Source organism: Acetobacter garciniae, assembly GCF_017377735.1.
Lineage (GTDB): Bacteria > Pseudomonadota > Alphaproteobacteria > Acetobacterales > Acetobacteraceae > Acetobacter > Acetobacter garciniae.
Genome location: NZ_JAFVMH010000002.1, coordinates 709454 through 732344 on the forward strand (window position 1 = coordinate 709454; position 22891 = coordinate 732344).

General features: G+C 63.2%; 19 protein-coding genes. 11 read left to right on the forward strand and 8 right to left on the reverse strand.

Annotated features, from left to right (window positions below; genetic code table 11):
* The first annotated feature begins 101 nt into the window (after positions 1–101).
* Entirely contained in the window at positions 102–776 is a 675-nt protein-coding gene (locus J2D77_RS07110; RefSeq protein ID WP_207845545.1) for a hypothetical protein, read from the forward strand.
* Positions 777–873: 97 nt separating this feature from the next.
* On the forward strand, positions 874–1953 hold the full coding sequence (gene dinB, locus J2D77_RS07115; protein ID WP_207845546.1) for a DNA polymerase IV: 1080 nt from the start codon (positions 874–876) through the stop codon (positions 1951–1953).
* A gap of 80 nt (positions 1954–2033) precedes the next feature.
* Here the strand turns inward: dinB and ggt are convergent, their stop codons facing one another.
* From ggt to J2D77_RS07130, 3 genes are all read right to left on the reverse strand, one after another.
* A complete protein-coding gene (gene ggt / locus J2D77_RS07120; protein ID WP_207845711.1) occupies positions 2034–3842 on the reverse strand; it encodes a gamma-glutamyltransferase in 1809 nt (602 codons plus the stop codon).
* Between the two features lie 92 nt (positions 3843–3934).
* Positions 3935–4735, reverse strand: coding sequence for a type I methionyl aminopeptidase (gene map, locus J2D77_RS07125; protein WP_207845547.1), 801 nt, complete (start codon positions 4733–4735; stop codon positions 3935–3937).
* 266 nt (positions 4736–5001) lie between these two features.
* Complete coding sequence (locus J2D77_RS07130) at positions 5002–6081, reverse strand: D-alanyl-D-alanine carboxypeptidase family protein (protein ID WP_331000077.1); 1080 nt, start codon at positions 6079–6081, stop codon at positions 5002–5004.
* 372 nt (positions 6082–6453) lie between these two features.
* Here J2D77_RS07130 and clpS point away from each other — a divergent pair, with 372 nt between their 5' ends.
* Entirely contained in the window at positions 6454–6834 is a 381-nt protein-coding gene (clpS, locus tag J2D77_RS07135) for an ATP-dependent Clp protease adapter ClpS (RefSeq protein ID WP_207845549.1), read from the forward strand.
* A 186-nt stretch (positions 6835–7020) separates the two neighbouring features.
* Positions 7021–9372: an ATP-dependent Clp protease ATP-binding subunit ClpA gene (clpA, locus tag J2D77_RS07140; protein WP_207845550.1), complete on the forward strand. Its 2352-nt coding sequence runs from the start codon at positions 7021–7023 to the stop codon at positions 9370–9372.
* A gap of 233 nt (positions 9373–9605) precedes the next feature.
* On the opposite strand, the gene J2D77_RS07145 is transcribed toward clpA, so the two are convergent.
* Together J2D77_RS07145 and J2D77_RS07150 are read right to left on the reverse strand one after the other, a co-directional pair.
* Positions 9606–10136, reverse strand: a complete 531-nt coding sequence (locus J2D77_RS07145) for a hypothetical protein (protein ID WP_220556025.1) — start codon at positions 10134–10136, stop codon at positions 9606–9608.
* A 284-nt stretch (positions 10137–10420) separates the two neighbouring features.
* Positions 10421–11335: a polyphosphate kinase 2 family protein gene (locus J2D77_RS07150; RefSeq protein WP_207845551.1), complete on the reverse strand. Its 915-nt coding sequence runs from the start codon at positions 11333–11335 to the stop codon at positions 10421–10423.
* 105 nt (positions 11336–11440) lie between these two features.
* Here J2D77_RS07150 and J2D77_RS07155 point away from each other — a divergent pair, with 105 nt between their 5' ends.
* Positions 11441–12049 carry a YqgE/AlgH family protein gene (locus tag J2D77_RS07155; protein WP_207845552.1) on the forward strand — a complete coding sequence of 203 codons (609 nt, stop codon included), beginning with the start codon at positions 11441–11443 and terminating at the stop codon, positions 12047–12049.
* A gap of 156 nt (positions 12050–12205) precedes the next feature.
* On the opposite strand, the gene rapZ is transcribed toward J2D77_RS07155, so the two are convergent.
* Positions 12206–13192 (reverse strand): RNase adapter RapZ, encoded by a 987-nt coding sequence (rapZ, locus tag J2D77_RS07160; protein WP_207845553.1) that lies wholly within the window; start codon positions 13190–13192, stop codon positions 12206–12208.
* Positions 13193–13441: 249 nt separating this feature from the next.
* Between rapZ and J2D77_RS07165 the strand changes: the two genes are divergently transcribed.
* Positions 13442–13903: a RidA family protein gene (locus tag J2D77_RS07165; RefSeq protein ID WP_207845554.1), complete on the forward strand. Its 462-nt coding sequence runs from the start codon at positions 13442–13444 to the stop codon at positions 13901–13903.
* Positions 13904–13907: 4 nt separating this feature from the next.
* Here J2D77_RS07165 and J2D77_RS07170 read toward each other — a convergent pair whose 3' ends face one another.
* Both J2D77_RS07170 and J2D77_RS07175 read right to left on the reverse strand, forming a co-directional pair.
* Positions 13908–15737 (reverse strand): stimulus-sensing domain-containing protein, encoded by a 1830-nt coding sequence (locus J2D77_RS07170; RefSeq protein ID WP_407927085.1) that lies wholly within the window; start codon positions 15735–15737, stop codon positions 13908–13910.
* A 41-nt stretch (positions 15738–15778) separates the two neighbouring features.
* Positions 15779–16492 carry a response regulator transcription factor gene (locus tag J2D77_RS07175; protein WP_207845555.1) on the reverse strand — a complete coding sequence of 238 codons (714 nt, stop codon included), beginning with the start codon at positions 16490–16492 and terminating at the stop codon, positions 15779–15781.
* Positions 16493–16728: 236 nt separating this feature from the next.
* Between J2D77_RS07175 and J2D77_RS07180 the strand changes: the two genes are divergently transcribed.
* The 5 genes from J2D77_RS07180 (at position 16729) to metK (ending at position 22888) form a co-directional block, all read left to right on the forward strand.
* Complete coding sequence (locus tag J2D77_RS07180; protein ID WP_207845556.1) at positions 16729–17295, forward strand: nucleotide exchange factor GrpE; 567 nt, start codon at positions 16729–16731, stop codon at positions 17293–17295.
* A 228-nt stretch (positions 17296–17523) separates the two neighbouring features.
* Positions 17524–19428 carry a molecular chaperone DnaK gene (gene dnaK, locus J2D77_RS07185; protein ID WP_207845557.1) on the forward strand — a complete coding sequence of 635 codons (1905 nt, stop codon included), beginning with the start codon at positions 17524–17526 and terminating at the stop codon, positions 19426–19428.
* A 146-nt stretch (positions 19429–19574) separates the two neighbouring features.
* On the forward strand, positions 19575–20711 hold the full coding sequence (dnaJ, locus tag J2D77_RS07190; protein ID WP_207845558.1) for a molecular chaperone DnaJ: 1137 nt from the start codon (positions 19575–19577) through the stop codon (positions 20709–20711).
* A 5-nt stretch (positions 20712–20716) separates the two neighbouring features.
* Complete coding sequence (gene dapB, locus J2D77_RS07195; RefSeq protein ID WP_207845559.1) at positions 20717–21508, forward strand: 4-hydroxy-tetrahydrodipicolinate reductase; 792 nt, start codon at positions 20717–20719, stop codon at positions 21506–21508.
* Between the two features lie 192 nt (positions 21509–21700).
* Positions 21701–22888: a methionine adenosyltransferase gene (gene metK / locus J2D77_RS07200; RefSeq protein ID WP_207845560.1), complete on the forward strand. Its 1188-nt coding sequence runs from the start codon at positions 21701–21703 to the stop codon at positions 22886–22888.
* Positions 22889–22891 lie beyond the last annotated feature (3 nt).

Genomic DNA, 22891 nt, shown 5'->3' on the forward strand with positions numbered 1-22891 from the left:
CAGGGCGGTGACTTTTCTTGGTTGCAAATGAGAATGATTATCAATAAAAGGGTGTTATCGCAGAACAGGGGGATGGAGGCGACCTGCCTCCAGGACATGCCATGACAGATTCGCCCGTTTTCCTGACCGACCTGCCCGCCTCCGAAAGGCTGACAGTATGGGCCATTCGCCGTCTTGCGGGGCAGGCCACCCCCCAGGCCGCGCCCCAGTCCACACAGCCGGGGCGTTGCATGGGGCGTGCGGTGCAGTCCTCATCATCATCGTCACGGGGCAGGGGGGCGTCATCGGGCACGGCGGCTGGGCTGTTCCTGCCCTGTTTCCGGCGCGAATTCCTGGCGGTTGCCCAGGCTTTTCACGAGGCGATGACCGATATCGCGGCCCTGGAAATGCCCCGGCTCGATATCCGTTCGGGCAGCATGCTGGCCGTGACCGAGACGGAATACGCGCTTTTGCTGGCCACGGCCGCCGGCCAGAACGAGCGCGAAGCCGAAATGCACGCCGTGCTGCGCCATGTGCTGCCCTTCGGGGGGCTACGCGCACGCATGGTCAGTGCGCTGGCAACGCTGGGGGCCTGCCTGGCCGGGGCGGGCTACTGGCTGTCGCACCATGTCGCGCGCATGCCGCTCTCGCGCATGGATGAACCGGGGCGTGGGGCAATGGTGGCTTACCCGCAGGCTTTGTCCCTTTCGCGCTGGCAGGATATCGGCCTGGGCGGGCCTGCCGCCCCCGGCCTGTCGCCGGTGAATTCCTACCTGGCCGATGCAACCCGCGCCTGAGCGGGAACGACCGTAATCGTCCCGGCAAATCCCGTGTTCGCACGGGTTGTTCCTCTTCTGTTCCAGAACGGGCGAGGGCGTGCTATGGGTTGTGGCCATGACGTCGAGCCTGCGCCGCATTATCCATATCGACATGGATGCCTTTTATGCATCGGTCGAACAGCGCGACAATCCTGCCTTGCGTGGGCTGCCTGTCGCTGTCGGCCGCAATCAGGAACGCGGTGTGGTGGCCGCGGCCAGTTACGAGGCACGTAAATTCGGGGTCCGTTCGGCCATGCCGTCTTTGCTGGCCAGCAGGCGCTGCCCCAACCTTGTGTTCACCCCACCCCGGTTCGAGGTGTACCGCGCGGTCTCGGCCCAGATCCACGCCATTTTTACCCGGTTCACGCCCCTGGTGCAGCCGCTTTCGCTGGATGAGGCCTATCTGGATGTCACGCATCCTTTGCTGGACAGGCCTTCGGCCACCGCCATCGCGCAGGAAATTCGCGCCCTTATTGCCCGGCAGACGGGGCTTACGGCCTCTGCCGGTGTGTCCTACAACAAGTTCCTGGCCAAGCTGGCATCCGATTATCGCAAGCCCGACGGGCTGTTCGTCATCCCACCCGGCAAGGGGGAGGCCTTTGTGGCCACTCTGTCGGTCAAGGCGTTCCATGGGGTGGGCCCGGCCACGGCGCGGCGCATGAACGCGCTGGGTATCCAGACCGGGGCAGATCTGCGGGCCTGCCCGCTGGACGTGCTGCAACAGCATTTCGGCAAGGCGGCGGCGTTCTATTATGGAATCGCCCGGGGGGAGGACAATCGCCCCGTGGACCCCGACCGCCCGCGCAAATCCCTGGGCAAGGAGACGACCTTCGACCACGACCTGCACGCCCCGGCCGATCTGGCCGATGCCGTGCGCGATCTGGCGGCCAAGGTCTGGGCAGGGTGCGAAAAGCGCGGGCTGTCGGGCCGTACCGTAACGCTGAAACTGCGCCATGCCGATTTCAACCAGGTCACACGCAGCAGTTCGGTCATGCAGCCGCTCAGAAACGGGCCGGAACTGGAGCAGGCCAGCCTGCAACTGCTGCGCGGCCTTTACCCCCTGCGCGCCCCCGTGCGCCTGCTGGGGGTGACGGTATCGGCCCTGTGTACCGCCCATTCCGCGGCCGAGCAGCTTAGCCTGCTCCCCCTTGCCTGAGACTGCGGCCCGTCTTCGGTTTCAAACAGGTGGGACCAGCCACTTACGGTTATGAGCGCCCACCGCGATCGCCTGCGGGGCTATTCCCCTATTGCCGCACCGCCGGGGTGGCGGCGGTCATAGCCGCCGTAATAGGGCGCGCTGCCACGCACGCCCAGCCTTGGGCCACCGACCAGAATCCCTTCGGGAATACCCCAGGGCGCATGGGGCGTGAAACGATAGCCCTCCTGCTCGAGTGTGTGCTCCACCTGCGGGCTCAGCGCGCCCGATTCCATTTCCACCACATCGGGCAGCCATTGTTCGTGCAGGCGGGGCAGGTCGATGGCCTGCTGGATATCCAGCCCGTAATCCACCACACCCAGCACCACCGACAGCACAATGGTGGGAATACGCGACCCGCCAGGGCTGCCGATGACCAGCACGGGCTTGCCCCCACGCGTAAGAATGGTGGGCGCCATGGAGGAAAGCGGTGTCTTGCCGGGGGCTATGGCGTTGGCCGTGCTGCCGGGAATGCCGAACATGTTGAAAGCACCCGGCTTGATGGAAAAATCATCCATCTCGTCATTGAGGAAAAAGCCCGCATCCCCCGCCATGACTTTCGCGCCGAACCAGCCGTTCAGCGTATAGGTGGTGGAAATGGCAAAGCCGCTCTTATCGATCACCGAAAACTGCGTGGTTTCCAGCTTTTCGGCGCTGGCCTGTCCGGGCTTCAGGGCGGTGGATGGTACTGCACGGTCGGTGGGGATCTGTGCGCGCACGGCGGCTATGTAGGACAGGTCCAGCAGGTGGGTCACCGGATTTTGCACAAAGGCCGGGTCGCCCAGGTCGCGCCTGTCCGAATAGGCATGGCGCATGGCTTCTATTTCACGTTGCAGGGCAGGGGCCGTATGCAGCCCCAGGGCGTGCATGTCGTAGCCCGAGAGAATATCCAGCATTTCGCACAGGGCCACGCCACCAGCGCTGGGTGGGGGGGCGGTTTCCACCAAATAGCCGCGGTAACTGCATTGCAGGGGGGGCAGGTCACGCGGCCTGTAGCCTGCGAAATCCGCCATTTGCAGCAGGCCGCCACCTTGCTGCGACGCGGCGATGACAGTGCGGGCGATCGGCCCCCGGTAGAAGGCGTCCGCCCCGTCGCGGGCGATTGTCTCAAGCGTGCGGGCCAGGTTGCGCTGCACAAGCCTGTCGCCCACCTGAAGGGGCGAGCCATCGGGCCGCAGGAAAATCCTGCGCGCGTAAGGGTCTTTGGCAAAGGCCTCGGTCGAGGTGTGGAGCAGTTCCACATCGCCCTCGCCCAGCACAAACCCGTCCCGCGCCAGGGCAATGGCGGGGGCCATCACCGTCTGGCGCGGCAGGTGCCCCCAGCGGCGGTGCACGTCCTCAAGCCCTGCGACAGTGCCGGGTACGGCCACCGCCTTCCAGCCCAGAATGGACTGCCCGGCTATGACATTGCCCTTGCTGTCCAGGTACATGTCCGGTGTGGCGGCGAGGGGGGCTTTTTCACGGAAATCGATGAAGACGGCGGGTTTGCCCGGCGGGCGCAGCAGCATGAACCCGCCCCCGCCAATATTGCCGGCCGCCGGGTACACCACGGCCAGCGCGTAGCCCATGGCCACGGCGGCATCGGCCGCGTTACCACCCTGCGCCAGAATGCGCGCCCCCACTGCCGAGGCAAGTTTCTGCGCGGATACGGCCATGCCGTGCCGGCCCTCGGCCGGGGCCAGGGGCGTGTACCTGCTCGCCTGGGCGGGGCCAAGGGCCAGCGGGTCGGGGTTGCTCGATGGCGTGGAACTGGAGAGTGCGGGTTGGGCCGTGCCGGGGCGTGGTGCGGGCAGGCTGGCCGCAAGGGCCGCCCCCGCCCGGTCCGTGCCCCGTGCGCCGGGTATGCCCATGGGCAGGGCGGGTGGCAGGCACGCAAAAAGGGCCGTGAACGCAAGGCCCGCAACAAGACGGGTACGGCTTGGGGGCCTGGCGTTCATGGCGGTTATCCTTTGGGCGTGTAGGGCGGGCAGGTATAGCCGGCAGGCGAGAGCGTGAAGATCTCGTACCCTGTTTCGGTCACGGCCAGCATATGCTCGAACTGGGCGGAAAGGGAGCGGTCACGCGTGACGGCGGTCCACCCGTCTTCAAGAATTTTCACGTCCGGCTTGCCGATATTGAGCATGGGCTCGATGGTGAACACCATGCCGGCCTTGAGCTTCAGCCCTTCGCCCGGGCGGCCGAAATGCAGGATATTGGGTTCGGCATGGAAGGTCCGGCCAATGCCATGGCCGCAGAAATCCTCCACGATCGAATAGCGCTGCTTTTCCGCATAGCTTTGAATGGCATGGCCGATATCGCCCAATGTCGCACCGGGGCGCACGACCTCTATGCCGCGCATCAGTGCTTCATAGGTGGCGCTCACCAGCTTGGCGGCCTTCACGGCAACCTTGCCCACGGTATACATGCGGCTGGTATCGCCAAACCAGTCATTGAGCTTGGGGGTGACATCGATATTCACGATATCGCCCTCCTGCAACAGCCGTTCGCCCGGAATGCCGTGGCAGACCACATGGTTGATGGAAATGCAGCACGACTTGGGATAGCCGCGATAGTTCAGCGGCCCCGGCGTGGCCCCATGCGCCAGCGTATATTCGTGAATAATGCGGTCCAGTTCCCCTGTGGACATGCCGGGGCGCACGTAGGGGGTGATCATGTCGAGCGTTTCAGCGGCAAGACGGCCTGCGGCGCGCAGCCCTTTGTAATCTTCTTCAGTATGGATAACGATACCGCCTCTACCCGCCATGTCCGACCCTCCGTCTCAACTGTGTCGTCACGCCGTCCGTGCCGGCGCGTTTTTTTGCAAGGCGGCAAAGATGGAGATGGCGGACCATAAAGGCAACCCGTTTTCAGCCCCCAGCAGGCGCATAAAATATCCGGCCCGCCTGCAAGGCAGGGGGCAGAGGATATTCGCGCCACCCATCAGCCGGGCGGAAAAGCCAGCCAGCCCCACCCATCAGCTCCGCCAGTGACAGGGCCGCCAGTGACAGCCCCGCCAAGCAGGCGCGCCTGTCAGGTCCGGTTGGCTGCGGCGGAACGCCGGGCGGTCAGGTGGTGGGTTTCCACTGTGGAAATGGCACGTACCTTCGCACCCACCAGCCTGACATGGTGGCCATGTGCGGCAGTGGTCGCGGCAGCCCGATGTCCGTGGCGGACAGCATGGGGGGCGGGGGCCTCCGCCACTTCAAGCGGCCGATGCCGGGTGCTTGCTGCCATGACAAGGGCGCGCCGTCCATTCCGGCCCGTGGCATGCGGGCTGGCGTGGGCCAGCAGCAGCGGGCGCGCGACGGGGGCGACCCCTTCGGCGTCAAAACCATGGTCGAGCTGGTCCGCCATCGCCAGCGAACGCTGGGTGTTGCTGGCCGCCCCCATGACAACGCCGACCAGGCGCACGTTATCGCGCACGGCCGAGGTTACGAGGTTATGCCCAGCTTCCTGCGTGTAGCCGGTCTTCATGCCGTCGGCCCCCACATAGGCTTTGAGCATCGGGTTGTGGTTGGGAATGATCCGGCGGTGGAAGCGGAAGGATTCGGTGGAAAAATAATGGTAATATTCCGGGAAATCCGCGATCAGCCTGCGGCCCAGCGTTGCCAGGTCGCGCGCGGTGGTCATCTGTTCGGGATCGGGCAGGCCGGATGCGTTGCGGAAGGTCGTGTTCGTCATGCCCATGGAACGGGCCTGCTGGGTCATCATGGCGGCGAACTGCTGTTCATCCCCCCCGCCGATCAGTTCGCCCAATGCACAGGCGGCGTCGTTGGCGGACTTGGTCACCAGGGCCAGGATGGCCTCTTCCACATTCAGATGCGTGCCCGGCACCAGCCCCAGCTTGGACGGTTCCATGGTAGAGGCATGGATGGAGACCGGCACGGTCTGGTCAGGCGTGATGGCCCCGGCCTTGAGCGCGCGGAAGGCCATGTACAGGGTCATGAGCTTGGTCAGGCTGGCGGGGTAGCGGCGCAGGTCCGGGTCGGCCTGCGACAGCACGGCCCCCGTATTGGCATCCACCACGATGGAGCTGATCTGCCCGGCGTACTGGGCGTGGGCCTTGCCCAGGGTTACGGCGCTCAGGGCGATACCGGTGAGAAGACCCACCCATCTGCCGCGAGCGCGCTGCGTTTTCGCGGCTGTTGCGTCGGTCCGATGGGGTGCCTGCCCATACGCGTGTTGTTTCGCCACTGTTACCCCCGCCTGCTCACTGTAAAGCACTATTCCGCCTGTTGTTCAGAATCGCAAGGCCGCGACTGCAAAAAACTGGAGCGGCGTGAGGTGGCATGCGGTTTGTCGCACAACAGTTTGTTCATGACATGTTGATGTCATCTATGGCACAAATATGGCGATTCCTGTGCAAGAAAGCCGGGTTTTCCGCCCATTTCAGGTCTGCCCGGCCTTTTATCCGGCTTGCGCTTTCCAATATGATGGAAAAGAAGGGTCTTTCTAAAACCAGCTTGTTGGAGTTCTACCGTTATGGTCTCGCGTCGTTATCCTGATTTGCATACGGGCAATGGGCCGTCGCGGCGTGGGGGCGGCGGTACGGAGTCGGACCGGGAGGACGCGGATATCGGCGTGGTGGTGCGTGCCAAGCCCAAGACCCGCAAGCCGGCCATGTACAAGGTGCTCATGCTCAACGACGACTACACGCCCATGGAGTTCGTCGTGTATGTGCTCGAACGCTTTTTCCAGAAAAACCGGGAGGAAGCGACCGATATCATGCTCAACGTCCACAAGCGGGGCGTTGGCGTGTGCGGCGTGTTCACTTACGAGGTGGCGGAAACCAAGGTGTCCCAGGTCATGGATCTGGCTCGCCAGAACCAGCACCCGCTGCAATGCACGATAGAAAAAGACTGAAGGGCGAAGGCGCAGGCCCGGCCCGGGGCCCCGTTTTGGGCGCCCCAAAAGCGGATGTGACAATTTTTCTGCGCTTATGACTCGCAATTCCGGACGAAGCGGCCAAATATACTTTTCAGGGCATCCGGTCGTGGCGCTTCATGCTTCTGCCACGTCGGTAAAGCCTGGGGAAAGGAGCGTCTCGTCATGTTGTCACGCAATTTGGAGCAGACGCTGCATCGGGCACTTATTCTGGCCGGGGACCGGCATCACGAATATGCGACGCTTGAGCATCTGCTTCTTGCCTTGGTCGATGATGCGGATGCCGTCACGGTATTCCGGGCATGCGGGGTTGATCTCGATCGCCTCAGAACCGATCTGACCGGTTTTCTCGACAAGGACCTGGCGGGTCTGGCATCCGACCGTCCGACCGAGCCCAAGCCGACGGCGGCATTTCAACGCGTTATCCAGCGTGCGGCCATTCACGTCCAGTCCACCGGCCGGGACGAAGTCACGGGTGCGAACGTGCTTGTGGCGCTGTTTGCCGAACGCGAAAGCCATGCCGTCTATTTCCTGCAACTGCAGGACATGACACGGCTGGACGCTGTCAATTTTCTCTCGCACGGGATTGCCAAGGCGCCTGATCGCTCGACCCGTCGTCCGGTCACAGGCACCGGCCCGGGTGCCGACAAGGGCGAGGAACCCGAACGCAGCAGTGCCGAAAGCAAGCCGCAGAAGAATCAGGACGCGCTGTCGACCTATTGCGTCAACCTCAACGACAAGGCGACGGCAGGCAAGGTCGATCCGCTGATCGGGCGCGATACGGAAATCGAGCGCACGATCCAGATCCTGTGCCGGCGCACCAAGAACAACCCGCTTTACGTGGGCGATCCGGGCGTGGGCAAGACCGCCATTGCCGAAGGCCTGGCCCGCCGGATCGTGGAAGGCAACGTGCCCGATGTGCTGTTGCAGTCCACCATCTATTCGCTGGACATGGGCGCGCTGCTGGCCGGCACCCGCTACCGTGGCGATTTCGAGGAACGGCTGAAGGCGGTCGTGACCGAGCTTGACCAGGACCCGCACGCCATCCTGTTCATCGATGAAATCCATACGGTGATCGGGGCCGGGGCGACATCGGGCGGGGCCATGGATGCGTCCAACCTGCTCAAGCCCGCCCTGGCGGCTGGCACGCTGCGCTGCATCGGTTCGACCACGTACCGCGAGTTCCGCCAGCATTTCGAGAAGGATCGCGCGCTCGTGCGGCGCTTCCAGAAGATCGACGTGCCCGAACCCACCATCGACGATGCGGTCAAGATCCTGCGCGGGCTGAAAGGCAGCTACGAAAAGCACCACAAGGTGCGCTACACGGACGAGGCCATTCGGGGTGCTGTGGAACTGTCGGCGCGGTATATCCATGATCGCAAGCTGCCCGACAAGGCCATCGACGTGATTGACGAAGTCGGTGCGTCGCGCATGCTGCAACCCGAAGGCCGCCGCCGCAAGACGGTGAACCTGAAGGACGTGGAAGACATCATCGCGCGGATTGCCCGTATTCCGCCCAAGAGCATTTCCGCCGACGACAAGGAAGTGCTGCGCTCGCTCGAGCGTGACCTCAAGGGTATGGTGTTCGGGCAGGATCAGGCGATCGATGCGCTGTCGGCCGCCATCAAGCTGGCCCGTGCTGGCCTGCGCGATGCGGAAAAGCCGATCGGCAACTACCTGTTTTCCGGCCCTACGGGTGTCGGCAAGACAGAGGTGGCCCGTCAGTTGGCGACAGCTTTGGGGATCGAGCTGATCCGCTTCGACATGTCGGAATATATGGAACGGCATTCGGTGTCGCGCCTGCTGGGCGCACCGCCGGGTTATGTCGGGTTCGACCAGGGCGGCCTGCTGACCGATTCCATCGACCAGCACCCGCACGCGGTCCTGCTGCTTGACGAGATCGAGAAGGCGCATCCCGACCTGTACAACGTGCTTTTGCAGGTCATGGATAACGGCAAGCTGACCGATCATAACGGCAAGACGGTGGATTTCCGGAATGTCATCCTGATCATGACCACCAATGCCGGTGCGTCCGACATGAGCAAGGAGGCCGTGGGCTTTGGCCGCCAGGTGCGCGAAGGTGAGGATGAAGAGGCGATCAAGCGCCTGTTCACGCCTGAATTCCGCAACCGTCTGGATGCGATCATTCCCTTCGCGCATCTGACACAGGAGATCGTGGGCCAGGTGGTCGAAAAGTTCGTGTTGCAGCTTGAAGCCCAGTTGGCTGACCGTAACGTGACGATCGAACTGTCTTCCGCCGCCAAGGAATGGCTGGCCGAACGGGGCTATGACAGGCTTTACGGGGCGCGTCCGCTGGGGCGTGTCATCCAGGAGTCGATCAAGAAACCCTTGGCGGAGGAACTGCTCTTCGGCCGCCTGGCCAAGGGTGGCGCGGTCAAGATCGGCCTGAAGAACGGCGAGCTGACCTTCGATATCGTGGAGAATAGCGGGGCAGGCGCCCTGGGTTCAGGCGAGGACGAGCGTGGCAGCGAACGCGAGGAAGAAGCCGCCGACTAAACGGCTTTCGTTTTCTTCGCAGCTAACAGACGGTCGGTCAGAGTATTCTGGCCGACCGTTTTTTATGGATACCCGTTTAGGCGAAGGTCGGAAAAACCTGGCTCACGAAATAGTCCGTAAAAGTCTAAAAGTTTTTGGGTGTCGCCTTTTTTCAAAAAGGCGACGTTCTTTGAAGCTTTTTAAAAAAAGCTCCACCAAAAACTTTTATCAATTTTTCATCAAAACCCCGGGCCTTAATCGTATTTCGTGCCATTGACGGTAACAAAGCCGGGGATCGGCCAGGACCGGCCCGTGCCGCGATGGGTCCAGTCAATGCCCTGGCTGCGGTAGGAATCGTAATAATACCGCCCGACCACTTCCACCTTGTCGCCCTTGCTGACCCACGGCCATGCTGGCGTGTGCATTTCGTCCAGATTGGTGACGATACGGATGGAAATATCGGGCGCGACCGCAACATAGAAATAGCCATGCACGCCGCTGCGGGTCCGGCTTGAATGGGCGGCCACGGCCACGACCGTGCCGCAGATATGCACTGCCACATCGCCCTTGGGGCCGCCATTTTCAAAAGCCTGCTGCTTGGCCTGGAAGTCAGCGTTATCGCAGATGGCCGCAACGCTGGTGGGCGGTGCGGCTTCGGGCTTGTGGCTACGGTGTCGGGCCAGCGCCGCAGGGGCTGCGGCCTGCATCAGCAGGGCACTTGCCACAAGGCAGGCCGCGGGCAGGGATAAATGCCCCCCCCTGCGCGGCGGGGGACCGGCGGGCATGGAGGTGGCAGGGCGAGGGCGGTAAAATCCGGTCATGATAGGCAAGCCTGACTGTGCGAATAAAACTGCACTGGCATGGCGGGCCGCCTGGCCAATGTCAAATGGCGGGCATGCACATTCCCTTTGCCGTGACCGCGTTACCGAGCCTGTCAACATGCCCAAGGTGCTGCCTCGCGGCGGCGAGTCTTGTCATTTCCAGCCTCTGTGCGGCTGCTTTGCGTCTCACCCGCTGATGGCTCTTCCCTGCCCTGAAGGTGGCTGGCACCGCACGGGCCGTTTTCCGCTCAGGCTTTGGAATGGCTGGCCTGTTTTTCGTTCCGCAGGGTGGTGCGGTAATCGTCGATCTGCTTGGCGATTTCGGGGGCCAGTTTGGGGGTCACCTGATGCAGGCCGCGCAAGGCGCGAATAATGGTGCCGATCACCACCAGCCTTGCGTACCATTTATGGTTGGCGGGCACGATGGTCCAAGGCGCGTAGGGGCGGGCGGTATGGGTTATGGCCTCCTCATACGCGGTGCGATAGCTGTCCCAGAATTCCCGTTCGCGCAGGTCAGCGGGGGAGAATTTCCAGTGTTTGTCGGGCACGTCCAGCCGGGCCAGCAGGCGTTCGCGCTGTTCCTCGCGCGAGATGTGGAGAAAGAACTTGAGAACAACCGTGCCCTGGCGGGTCAGGTAGCGTTCCAGATGGCGGATATCGCTGTAGCGCCCGTCCCAGAATTCCGGGGTGTTGGTGGCGCAGGGCAGGTGTTCGTTCTCAAGAAGCTGTGGGTGGACCTTGGTAACCAGCACGTCCTCATACTGGCTGCGGTTGAAAATGACGATGCGCCCGGCCTGCGGTGCGGCGGCGTGGATACGCCATAAAAAGCCGTGCAGCAGTTCCGTGGGGCCGGGCTGCTTGAAGGATGTGACAGCCACCCCCTGCGGGTTCACGCCCGACATCACATGCTTGATGGTGCCGTCCTTGCCCGCCGTATCCATGCCCTGAAGGACAATCAGCAATGACCGGGTCTGGTTGGCGTAAAGCAGTTCCTGCAAGGTCTGGAGCAGGCCCTTGACCTTCTTGAGCAGCTTTTTCCCGTCCTGCTTGTGCAGGCCCAGATGCCCGTCATCGTTGGGGTCGTGGTCGCTGAGCTTGAAGTTATGGCCATGGGTGACCTGGTAACTGTCGAGAGCGTCGAGAAAATGCGAAAGCGTTGTCATGGGCTCAAGCCTGCTGCAAGGATCGGGTTCTGTAAAGCCTACAGGATGGTTCGAAATTACGGCGTTAATCTTGTCAAAATCGTCAAAGACCTCATATTTCCAGGTATGACATCCTTGCATTCCGCTCTTTGTGCCAATGCGATGCTCGAAGAAGGCGTCTCCCTCGCGGGCATGCTGCTTGTGGCCACCCCAATGCTGGGGGAAACACCGTTTTCCCAGAGCATCATCTATCTATGCGCCCACACGACCGAAGGCGGGGCCATGGGACTGGTCGTCAACCGCCGCCTGGCCCGACCCGACCTGACCGAACTGCTGGAACAGCTTCATATCCGGCCCGCGCCGTCCATGCGCCGCATCGGCCTGTGCGCCGGTGGCCCCTTGGACGAAGGCCACGGGCTGGTGCTGCATTCCTCCGACTGGAAAGGGGAGGAAAGCATGACCGTGACCTCCAACGTCACGCTGACCGCCAGCATGGACGTGCTCAAGGACATTGCGGGCGGGCAGGGCCCGCGCGATGCGTTGCTGGCCATGGGCCATGCGGGATGGGCGGCTGGCCAGTTGGAGCAGGAAATCCTGCATCATGATGCGTGGCTGGTAGCCCCCGCCACGCGCGACCTGCTGTTCGGCCTGGACCAGACAGCCAAATGGCGACGGGCCCTGGCCTCCATCAGGATTGATCCCGCCCGGCTGAGTTCCCAGACCGGACACGCCTGAAAAACGGCCCCCGGGGGTGTTCCCCGGCTGGGCCCTGAACGGCGGTCCTCACATAGGTTCTGACCGGCTGAGGCTGAAGGTGTAGCCCCCGGGGAATATGGCCGCAGGCCTGTCAGTTCCGTTGGTCCGGCAGCGCGTCATGGCCTGTGCCGTGTCTCAGCTTGCGGGAACCTGGGGCATGTCGGGCTTGAAGCCTTCTACCGGCTTTCTGGCCCAGCGCCAGGAGGTCAGTCCCTGGCGGGCCAGTTCGCGGTGCATGATCATGATCGGCCATTGCCCGGCCCCTTTATAGGCCCCCATGCCATCGGGGGCGGCCAGGCGTGCGGCAAGGGCTTCGACAATGGTGACCGAGCGGTGCCGCCCGCCCGAACAGCCTATGGCGATGGTGGCGTATTTCTTGCCTTCCTGCACGAAGCGCGGCAGCACAAGCTGGAGCATGGCGTGGATCTGGTCCAGGAACGGCGCATAATCCGAATCGGCCATGACATAGGCCGCCACATCCGCATCCAGCCCGGTCTTGGGGGCGAGTTCGGGCACGTAATGCGGGTTGCGCAGGAAACGCGCATCCAGCACCAGATCGGCTTCGCGCGGCAGGCCGGATGGATAGGCAAAGGACATCAGGGCCACGGTCAGCCCTTCGCTGCCTCCCCCTTCCCACGGGCTGAACCGGCTTTCGACAAACCGGCGCAGTTCCGGCGGGGGCATGTCGGTGGTGTCGATCACCAGGTCGGCGGCGGCGCGCAGCGGGGCTGTCAGGGCGGTTTCGGCCTCGATTCCCTCGGTTACGTTGCCATGCAGGGCCAGCGGGTGGCGCCGGCGCGTGGCCGTATAGCGGCGCAGCAGCACGTTTTCATCCGCGGTGGCGTAGATCAGTTCCACGCGCAGATGCGGGTTCACGCGCAGCCGGGCCACGGCGTCCAGCACGGCCGTGGCGTCGAAGCCCCGGGTGCGCGAGTCCACGCCAATGGCGACCGGCCTTTCCGCACGGGCGACAATATCGTCGAGCATGCCCAGCGGCGGATTATCGATGACCTCGTGATCGAGATCTTCCAAAATCCGCAATATGGACGATTTCCCTGCCCCGGACAGGCCGGAAACCAGCAGAATGCGGCGTGGCGCGGGCGTGTCATCCGCCGAAAACATTGACGGCTTTTCCTCTCCATGGGTCGGGAAGGTGGTGGCTTGGGGCAGACAGGCTGCGCGAGGAAGTGGTCACCTTCAAGGACGACGCGGTACTTTAGAGCAAATTCCGGCCGGGTGAGAAGGCTTTACTCATCAAATCAGGCATCACTTCAGGGCGGGGCGGTCATTCCTTTTTTGAAATAAATATCGCCTTCACATGCAAAGAAAAATTGCGGTCGGACCGTTCCTCGCCTAAATCATGCTTCCGTGATGACAGACAGACGAAACGTGGCGCGCAGCCAGGGTGACGACCAGTCCACCCCTGCGCCAGCACCCCATTTGGAAAAGGGTCGTGCGGGCCGTACCCGTGGGGGCAGGCCCCGCCCACAGGGCCCACGTGTCAGCCAGACACCTGACGGGCTGGTTATCAGCGGGTTGCAGGCGCCTTCGGGCGGGGCCATGGATGTGGCCGATCAGTGCCGTGCGGCGTTGGATCTGGGGACGGAACTGCTGGCGGCCCACGGGTTCGCCATGCGCGATGTCACGCAGCTTGTCTGTATTATTGGCGATGCGGATGGCTTTCCGGGCTGCTTTCCCGTCCTGCGGCATTATTTCGCATCCGCCTCCCCGGTCCTGACCCTGATCTGGCTCAAGGATGGCGGAGCCGGCGCGCCTGCCATCACCTTCGATCTGGTGGTCCACCAGCCCCTTGGGGAAGACGACGTATTATAGTGCTTCAGCGCTGCGGGCCCGGTGCCCGGGGAAGCTGGATGGTAAAGCACGCGCCGCGGACATGGCCCTGGCCGTCATGCAGGTTTTCCACGGTGATCGCACCGTGCAGCGCTTCCACGATCTGGCGGCTGATGGACAGGCCCAGCCCCGAATGCTGGCCGAAATTCTCGTCCTTGGGGCGTTCGGAATAAAAACGGTCGAAAATTGAATCGAGCTTGGCCTGCGGAATGCCCGGCCCTTCATCCGAGACGGAAATGTTCACCATCGTCCCGTGGGCTGCGGCGTGCAGGACAATGCGCCCGTTCGGCGGGGAGAAGGAAATGGCGTTGCCGATCAGGTTGCGCAGGACCTGAACCAGCCTGTCTTCCACGGCCAGGACTTCCAGCGGGCGTTCGGGCGTATCCTGGTGGATATCGGTCACGATCACGGGCTGGCCGTCCTGGCGGGTGGCCTGGTGGATTTCGGCCAGCACGCTCAGCAACGGCCCGATGGCCACGGGCCTGGCCTTGGCGCGCGACATTTCGGCATCCAGGCGGCTGGCATCGGAAATATCGGTAATCAGCCGGTCCAGGCGGCGGACATCGTCGTTGATGATCGTCAGCAGGCGGCGCTGCTGGTTCAGATCCTCGATCCTGAGCAGGGTTTCGATGGCCGAGCGGATGGAAGAAAGCGGGTTCTTGATTTCATGGCTGACATCGGCCGCGAAGCGCTCGATCGCGTCCATGCGCTTCCACAGGGCCTGCGCACTGGCCTGCAGGGCGCGGGCCACATCCCCGATTTCATCACGCCGGGCCAGCAGGCGGGCGGGCACCGTGCCCGTGCGCCCCGTCGTATCGCGCATGATCTGGGCGGAAGCGGCAAGCCGCAAAAGCGGGCGCGCAATCGTCAGGGACAGGTACCATGACAGCAAGACCGTCAGGATCAGCGCCATGAACACGAGCGAGAGAATCGTGGAGCGGATGGTGAACAGCGACCGGTCCACCTGCGAGGCCACGCGTGTCAGTTGCAGGACGCCCACCGTATGGCCGTCATGGATCACGGGTTCGGCTACCGTAATCAGCAACCGCCCGCGTGCGGTGCGCCGGATATAGGGCGGTGTTTCGGGCTGGGGGTGTGGCATGCCTTCGGGCATGACGATCCCCCCGGGCCCCGGCGGGCCGGGAGGGCGTTCGGGAATGTCCTCCTCATCCGTCTGGAGCGTGACGATCTGCGGGTTATGGCTCGACCACAGCCAGGTCAGGAACCGTTCGTACAGCCCCGGCTGCATGGACGGGGGAAAGGGAATGGTGCGGGCATGGCGCTGCGCCATGGGGGGAATGGGTGTGTCCTGCGTGTCCGAGACATCGATCAGGTTGTCCGCCACAAGCCGCCCGTCGGGTCCGAACAGGCGGGCATGGGCGGTGGGGCTTGGTTCTGTCAGGCGCTGCACCAGCGGGCGCGCGAGGGAGGCTTCGAGCACGTAGCCGTTATCGGCCGGGTTCGCAGCGCGGCCGTGAACGCTCTTGACCGCACTCTGCCCCAGCGCCCCCGCGTAAATGCGGGCCTGTTCGCGCAGGCCGGTCACTTCCGTGCTCAGCAGGCTGTTGCGGAACTGGTTGAGGAACAGCAGCGTTACCCCCAGCAGGGCCAGGGGCAGGATATTGACCAGCAGAATCCGCCGCATGAGGGGGGAGACCAGCCGCGTGCGGGACGCACGATAGGCGGCGGTTGCCTCGACACTGTTCCTGTGGGGGCGTTGCCCGGGCATGCGCAGCCCCCGCAGCGGGCCTGTGCGCAGGGAACCCAGCCTGTCCGCCAGCGGCGCAAGAAGGGGAATGCGGGGCCGATCCGTCATGGGGCAGAACAGGTCATGCGGCCGGGCGGGGCATGCCGCCTCTAGTCCTCACGGTAGCGGTAGCCGATGCCGTAAAGGGTCTCGATCTGGTTGAAGTCGTCATCCACCTGGCGGAATTTCTTGCGCACGCGCTTGATGTGGCTGTCTATGGTCCGGTCGTCCACATAGACCGTATCGCCATAGGCTGCGTCTATGAGCTGGTCGCGCGACTTCACCAGCCCCGGGCGCTGCGCCAGTGTCTTGACCAGCAGGAATTCTGTCACGGTCAGGGGTACGTCTTCCCCTTTCCAGGTGCATTTGTGGCGCAGCTCGTCCAGGGCCAGTTCGCCGCGGATCAGCGCGCCACCGGCCGGTGCGCCATTGGCTTCCGCACGGCTGGCGTCGTTGCGGCGCAGCAGGGCGCGGATGCGTTCAAGCAGCAGCCGCTGGGAAAACGGCTTGGTGATATAGTCATCCGCCCCCAGCCGCAGACCCATGAGCTGGTCGACTTCCTCGTTCTTGGACGACAGGAAAATGACAGGCAGGTTGGAGCGGGTGCGCAGGCGTTGCAGAAGCTCCATGCCGTCCATGCGGGGCATCTTGATATCCAGCACCGCCAGGTCGACCGGATAGGCCGTCAGCCCCTGCAAGGCCGATTCCCCGTCCGTATAGGTGCGGACATTGAAGCCTTCGGCCTCAAGCGTCATCTGAACCGATGCCAGAATGTTGCGATCGTCATCAACCAGCGCAATTGTCTGTTTGGTGCGCTCAGTCATTGTTTACGTATTCCTTCACAGCCATCGCGCAGGCGAAACAGATTAGGCTTGGCGGGCGCACCGTGCCAAGGGGCGGGGCGGAGGAATAACGCTGTTTTTTCCTCCCGCCCGCTGGACCGCGCACCAGACCGCGACACGGACCGCCCGACCTGCCAGGTGCAGGAGCGGTAAAATCATGCCCCGGATGCGGTGGCAAGGTCTTGTCGGCTGCGGTGGTGTTGCTTACCTATTGAAATATGACCCAAGATACAGATCCCACCCAGGTCGAGGCACCGGCGGAGCCGACCCCGGCCGAACAGACAGCCCCCCAGGCCGAACACCCTGGCCAGGGGGATGCGCGCATTCTCGAACTTGAAAACGCTGTTGCGGAGTTCAAAGAAAAATGGCTGCGCGCCGAGGCTGAAAACCACAACCTGATGGCCCGCGCCAAGCGCGATGTGGAGGATGCCCGCCAGTACGCCGTGCAGAAATTCGCGCGCGACGTGGTGGAAGTGTCCGAAAACCTGCGCCGCGCCCTGGCCAGCCTGCCCCCCGCCCAGGAGGGGGAGGATTCGGTCGTGCAGAAGATGCGTGAAGGCATTGAAAGCACCGAGCGGTCCTTCCTGGCCATCCTGGAGCGGCACGGCATCAAGAGCGACGACCCGGCAGGCAAGCCGTTCGATGCCAACCTGCACCAGGCCATGGCCGAACAGCCCAGTGCCGAGCACGCCAACGGCACGGTGATCCAGGCCTGGACCCCGTCGTGGACCCTGCACGGGCGACTGCTCAAGCCCGCCATGGTCGTTGTCGCCAAGACACCCTGAGCGGGCTTGGCGGCAGGTAGCCGGATGAAGGCGGGGCACATGCCGGAGGGGGGCGAAAAATCCTGTCCCGGCAGGGGGCTCCGTCTTGAAAAAGGGAAAACGCTCCCCTACATCCAAGAGTGTCATTCAGCGCCGTTCCGATGGTTCATGGGGCGACGCTGGCATAGATAAATAAAAGGGGCCTTCCGTGGTGCTTCGGGCCGCGAGAGGTCGCTGGAGGGAATATACATGAGTAAAGTTATTGGTATTGACCTTGGCACCACCAACTCCTGCGTGGCCGTGCGTGAAGGCAATGAAACAAAGGTTATCGAAAACAGCGAGGGCGCGCGCACGACGCCGTCCATGGTCGCCTTTACCGAAGGCGGTGAAATGCTGGTCGGCCAGGCCGCCAAGCGCCAGGCCGTAACAAACCCCACCAACACGCTTTATGCGGTCAAGCGCCTGATCGGTCGCCGCTTCGACGATGCGACGGTCCAGAAGGACAAGGGCATGGTGCCCTATGCCATCGTCAAGGGTGACAATGGCGATGCCTGGGTCGAGGCACGCGGCACGAAATACGCGCCTTCCCAGATTTCCGCCTTTATTCTTGGCAAGATGAAGGAAACGGCCGAAGCGTATCTGGGTGACAAGGTGACTCAGGCCGTCATTACCGTTCCCGCCTACTTCAACGACGCCCAGCGCCAGGCCACCAAGGATGCCGGTCGTATCGCGGGTCTTGAAGTGCTGCGTATCATCAACGAGCCGACCGCGGCCGCACTCGCCTACGGGCTTGAGAAGAAGAGCGGCGGCACGGTTGCGGTCTATGACCTTGGCGGCGGCACGTTCGACGTGTCGGTCCTGGAAATTTCCGACGGCGTGATCGAGGTCAAGTCCACCAACGGCGATACGTTCCTGGGTGGTGAGGATTTCGACAACCGCGTGATCGCCTACCTGGCCGATGAATTCAAGCGCGAGCAGGGCATCGACCTGCGTTCGGACAAGCTGGCTCTGCAGCGCCTGAAGGAAGCGGCTGAAAAGGCCAAGATCGAGCTTTCCTCCTCCAAGGAAACCGAGATCAACCTGCCCTTCATCACGGCCGATGCGTCCGGGCCCAAGCACCTTGTGCTCAAGCTGACCCGTGCGAAGCTGGAAAGCCTGGTGGACGACCTGATCGCCCGCACGCTTGAGCCCTGCAAGGCGGCGCTGAAGGATTCCGGCCTGTCCGCGTCCCAGATCGATGAAGTCATCCTGGTCGGCGGCATGACGCGGATGCCCAAGGTGATCGAGACGGTCAAGGAATTCTTCGGCAAGGATCCGGCCCGCAACGTGAACCCGGATGAAGTGGTGGCCATCGGTGCGGCCATTCAGGGCGCTGTGCTCAAGGGTGACGTGAAAGACGTCCTGCTGCTGGACGTGACGCCGCTTTCCCTGGGTATCGAAACACTGGGTGGCGTGTTCACCCGCCTGATCGATCGCAACACCACCATCCCGACCAAGAAGAGCCAGGTGTTCTCCACGGCGGATGACAACCAGGGTGCTGTGACCATCAAGGTCTATCAGGGCGAGCGCGAAATGGCGGCTGACAACAAGCTGCTGGGCAATTTCGACCTGACCGGCATTCCGCCCGCACCGCGTGGTGTGCCCCAGATCGAAGTCACGTTCGATATCGACGCCAACGGCATTGTCTCGGTCTCGGCCAAGGACAAGGCGACCGGCAAGGAACAGCAGATCAAGATCCAGGCGTCTGGCGGTCTGTCCGATGTCGATATCGAAAAGATGGTGAAGGATGCCGAAGCCAACGCGGCGGCTGACAAGGCCAAGCGCGAGCAGGTGGAAGCCCGCAACAGTGCCGAAGCCCTGATCCATCAGGTCGAGAAGTCTCTGGCCGAAGCGGGCGACAAGGTTCCCGCGGCGGAAAAGACCGAGGCGGAAGAAGCTGTCGCCGCCGTCAAGTCCGCCTTGGAAGGGAGTGACGCGGAAGCGCTGAAGAGCGCGACCGAGCGCCTGACCCAGGCTGCCATGAAGGTGGGTGAAGCCGCCTACAAGGCTGGCCAGGAAGGGCCGGAAGCCGGTGCCGCCCCTGCCGGCGCCGCGGACGAGAAAGAAATTGTCGACGCTGACTTCGAAGATGTGAACGACAGCAAGAAGTCCTGATCGGACGCAAGTTTACGGGGTGGCCATATACCAGGAATGGCCATCCCGCCTGAGAGTTACGGCGTCCGTGCTTCCTGAAGGCGGGCGCCTTTTTTCATTCTGGAGAGTTGCTGTGCTCAGGCAAGAGGCAGCCCAAGAGGACATCCATGGCCACGCAGGTTGATTACTACGAAGTTCTTGAAATTTCCCGCACCTCTTCGGCCGAGGAAATCAAGAAATCCTATCGCAGGCTGGCCATGCAGTACCATCCCGACCGCAATCCGGGCGATGCGGCGGCCGAAGCCAAGTTCAAGGAAATCAACCAAGCTTACGACGTTCTGAAGGACGAGCAGAAGCGTGCGGCCTATGACCGTTTCGGCCATTCCGCCTTCGAAGGCGGGGGCGGTGGCCCGGGCGGGTTCGATTTCAGCGGCTTTGGCGGCGGCGGGCTGGGCGATATTTTCGAACAGATGTTCGGCGATATGATGGGCCGGCGCGGCGGTCAGGCGCGCAGCGGCAACGATATCCAGACCCAGGTCGAAATCACGCTGGAAGAAGCCTTCTCGGGCGTGAAAAAGGACGTGCGCGTCATTACCCGCGTGGCCTGCGAAAGCTGCCACGGCACCGGCTCGGGCGATGGCGAGGCAGGGGTGCAGACCTGCCCAAGCTGCCATGGGGCGGGCAAGGTGCGGGCCCAGCAGGGCTTTTTCATTGTCGAACGTCCCTGTCCGACCTGTCATGGGGCCGGCAAGATCGTCAAGGATCCATGCAAGACCTGCCACGGGGAAGGCACGGTCGAGCGTGAGCGCACCATTGCCGTACAGGTTCCCGCTGGGGTGGAGGACGGCACGCGCATCCGCCTGACGGGCGAGGGCGAGGCCGGCGGCAATGGCGTGCCCCCCGGTGACCTGTATGTGCATGTCGCGGTGGCCGAACACAGTCTTTTCCAGCGCGACGGGGCCAATATCTATTGCCGCGTGCCATTGCGCATGGCGCAGGCCGCCCTTGGCACGGAAATCGAGGTACCGGTCATAGATGGCAGCCGCACCAAGGTGAAAATTCCGCCCGGCACGCAGACGGGTGCGCATTTCCGGCTGCGCGGCAAGGGGTTTTCGGTGCTCCGTTCGAGTGCGAGGGGCGATATGTATATCCAGGTCACGGTGGAAACGCCGCAGAACCTGACCAAGCGCCAGCGTGAGCTTCTGGAGGAATTCGAGACCGAAGCGGGCGAGGACGTCAAGCACAGCCCCGAACACACCGGCTTTTTCCGCCGTGTCCGCGATTTTTTTGAAGGAACGGAATAAGCCCGATGCGTATTGGCATAGCTGGCATCACCGGCCGGGTCGGCCGCCTGCTGGTGCAGGAAGTCCTTGCAGCGGGCGCTGTTCTGGCGGGGGGCACAACCCGCCATCCTGAACAGGCCGGGGATCTGGCCCGGATACTTCCCCAGAACACGCCCCTGCTTGCGGACATGGCCGAACTGGCCCGTATCAGCGATGTAGTGATCGACTTCACCCATGCCGATACGGTCATACCCAATGCCAGGGCGCTGGCCCAAGGGGGGGCTGCCTGGGTGCTGGGCACGACGGGGCTTTCCCCCATGCAGCTTGATGCCGTGCGGGAGGCTGCGGGCCATATCGCCGTAGTGCATGCTGCCAATTTTTCGCCCGGCGTCACGCTGGTGCAAAGGCTGGCCACCATGATGGGGCGCGCCTTGCCCGCCGAGTCCTACGATGCGGAAATTGTCGAAATGCACCACCGCCAGAAAGTGGACGCGCCTTCGGGCACGGCCCTGGCGATAGGCGAGGCCGTGGCCCGCGGGCGGGACGTGGCTTTGGCTGAAGTGCGTGAAAGCGGGCGCGACGGCCATACCGGCCCGCGCAAGCCCGGTGCGATCGGCTTTGCGGCCCTGCGTGGCGGGCAGATCGTGGGGGAGCATGAGGTACTGTTCACCTCGGCCGATGAACAGATCAGCCTGGCGCACAAGGCGTTTGACCGGCGTATTTTTGCAACCGGTGCCGTAAGAGCGGCGCTGTGGCTCGAAAACCGCGATTCGGGTTTGTATAATATGGAAGACGTGCTGGGTCTCCCACCTCTTTAGCGTGTTTTTTGCAGCCCATACGGGTATATGTGCAGACTGCGGGGCAGAAAACCGGCGCCGACCCCCATCCGGCCCGTTCAACCCCTTGACCATTGGCGCCTATACCGCCATACGCGGACCATCCCCTTTGTTGATCACGGGGGATGGTCACCTGTTTCCTTTTTCACTCTGCGTGGGGCGAACGGCACCATTATGCGTAAAGACGGCGATTTTCTGTTTACTTCGGAATCCGTTTCCGAAGGCCATCCCGACAAGGTAGCTGACCGGATTAGCGATACCGTTCTGGACGCTTATCTGGCTGCGGACCCTGAAGCCCGCGTGGCATGTGAAACGCTGGTGACAACCAACCGCATCGTCCTGGCAGGGGAAGTGCGCGGCCCCGCCAGCGTGACGTCCGAGCAGCTGATCGAAGCGGCGCGTGAAGCGGTCAAGGATATCGGTTACGATCAGGCCGGTTTCTCCTGGCGGCATGCGCATGCGGCGAACTACCTGCATGCCCAGTCGGCCGATATCGCCGTGGGCGTGGACAGCACCGACGACAAGGACGAAGGTGCGGGCGACCAGGGGATTATGTTCGGCTATGCGTCGAACGAAACCGACACCCTCATGCCGGCTCCCCTGTATTACGCGCACCGCATCCTGCACCAGATCCGCGATCTGCGTCGCGCGGGCGATCCGCGCGTGGCGGGGCTGCAGCCCGACGCCAAAAGCCAGGTCACGCTGCGTTACGTCAACGGCCGCCCGGTGGGTGCGACCTCGGTCGTGATTTCCACCCAGCATGATGAAGGCGTGAAGCAGGATGCGCTGCGTGAAGGCCTGCTGGCCATCACGCGTGACGTGCTGCCCGAAGGCTGGATGCCGCCCGAGAGCGAATTCTACGCCAACCCCACCGGCGTGTTCGTGATCGGTGGCCCCGATGGCGATTGCGGCCTGACCGGGCGCAAGATCATTGTGGATACCTATGGTGGCGCGGCCCCACATGGCGGTGGCGCATTCTCGGGCAAGGATCCCACCAAGGTGGATCGCTCGGCCGCCTATGCGTGCCGTTACCTGGCCAAGAACGTCGTGGCGGCCGGGCTTGCCGATCGCTGCACGATCCAGCTTTCCTACGCCATTGGCGTGTCGCATCCGCTGTCCGTCTATGTGGACCTGGATGAAACCGGCAAGGATGTGGACGAAGCCCGCCTGGGTGACGTGCTGCGCCAGGTCATGGACCTGACCCCGCGCGGCATTCGCAAGCATCTGCGGCTCAACCGTCCGATCTATGCCGTGACCTCCGCCTATGGCCATTTCGGCCGCACGCCGGACGACGCGCTGGATACCTTCACCTGGGAACGTACCGACCTGGTCGACGCCCTGCGTGGCGCCCTGAAGGCCTAAGAA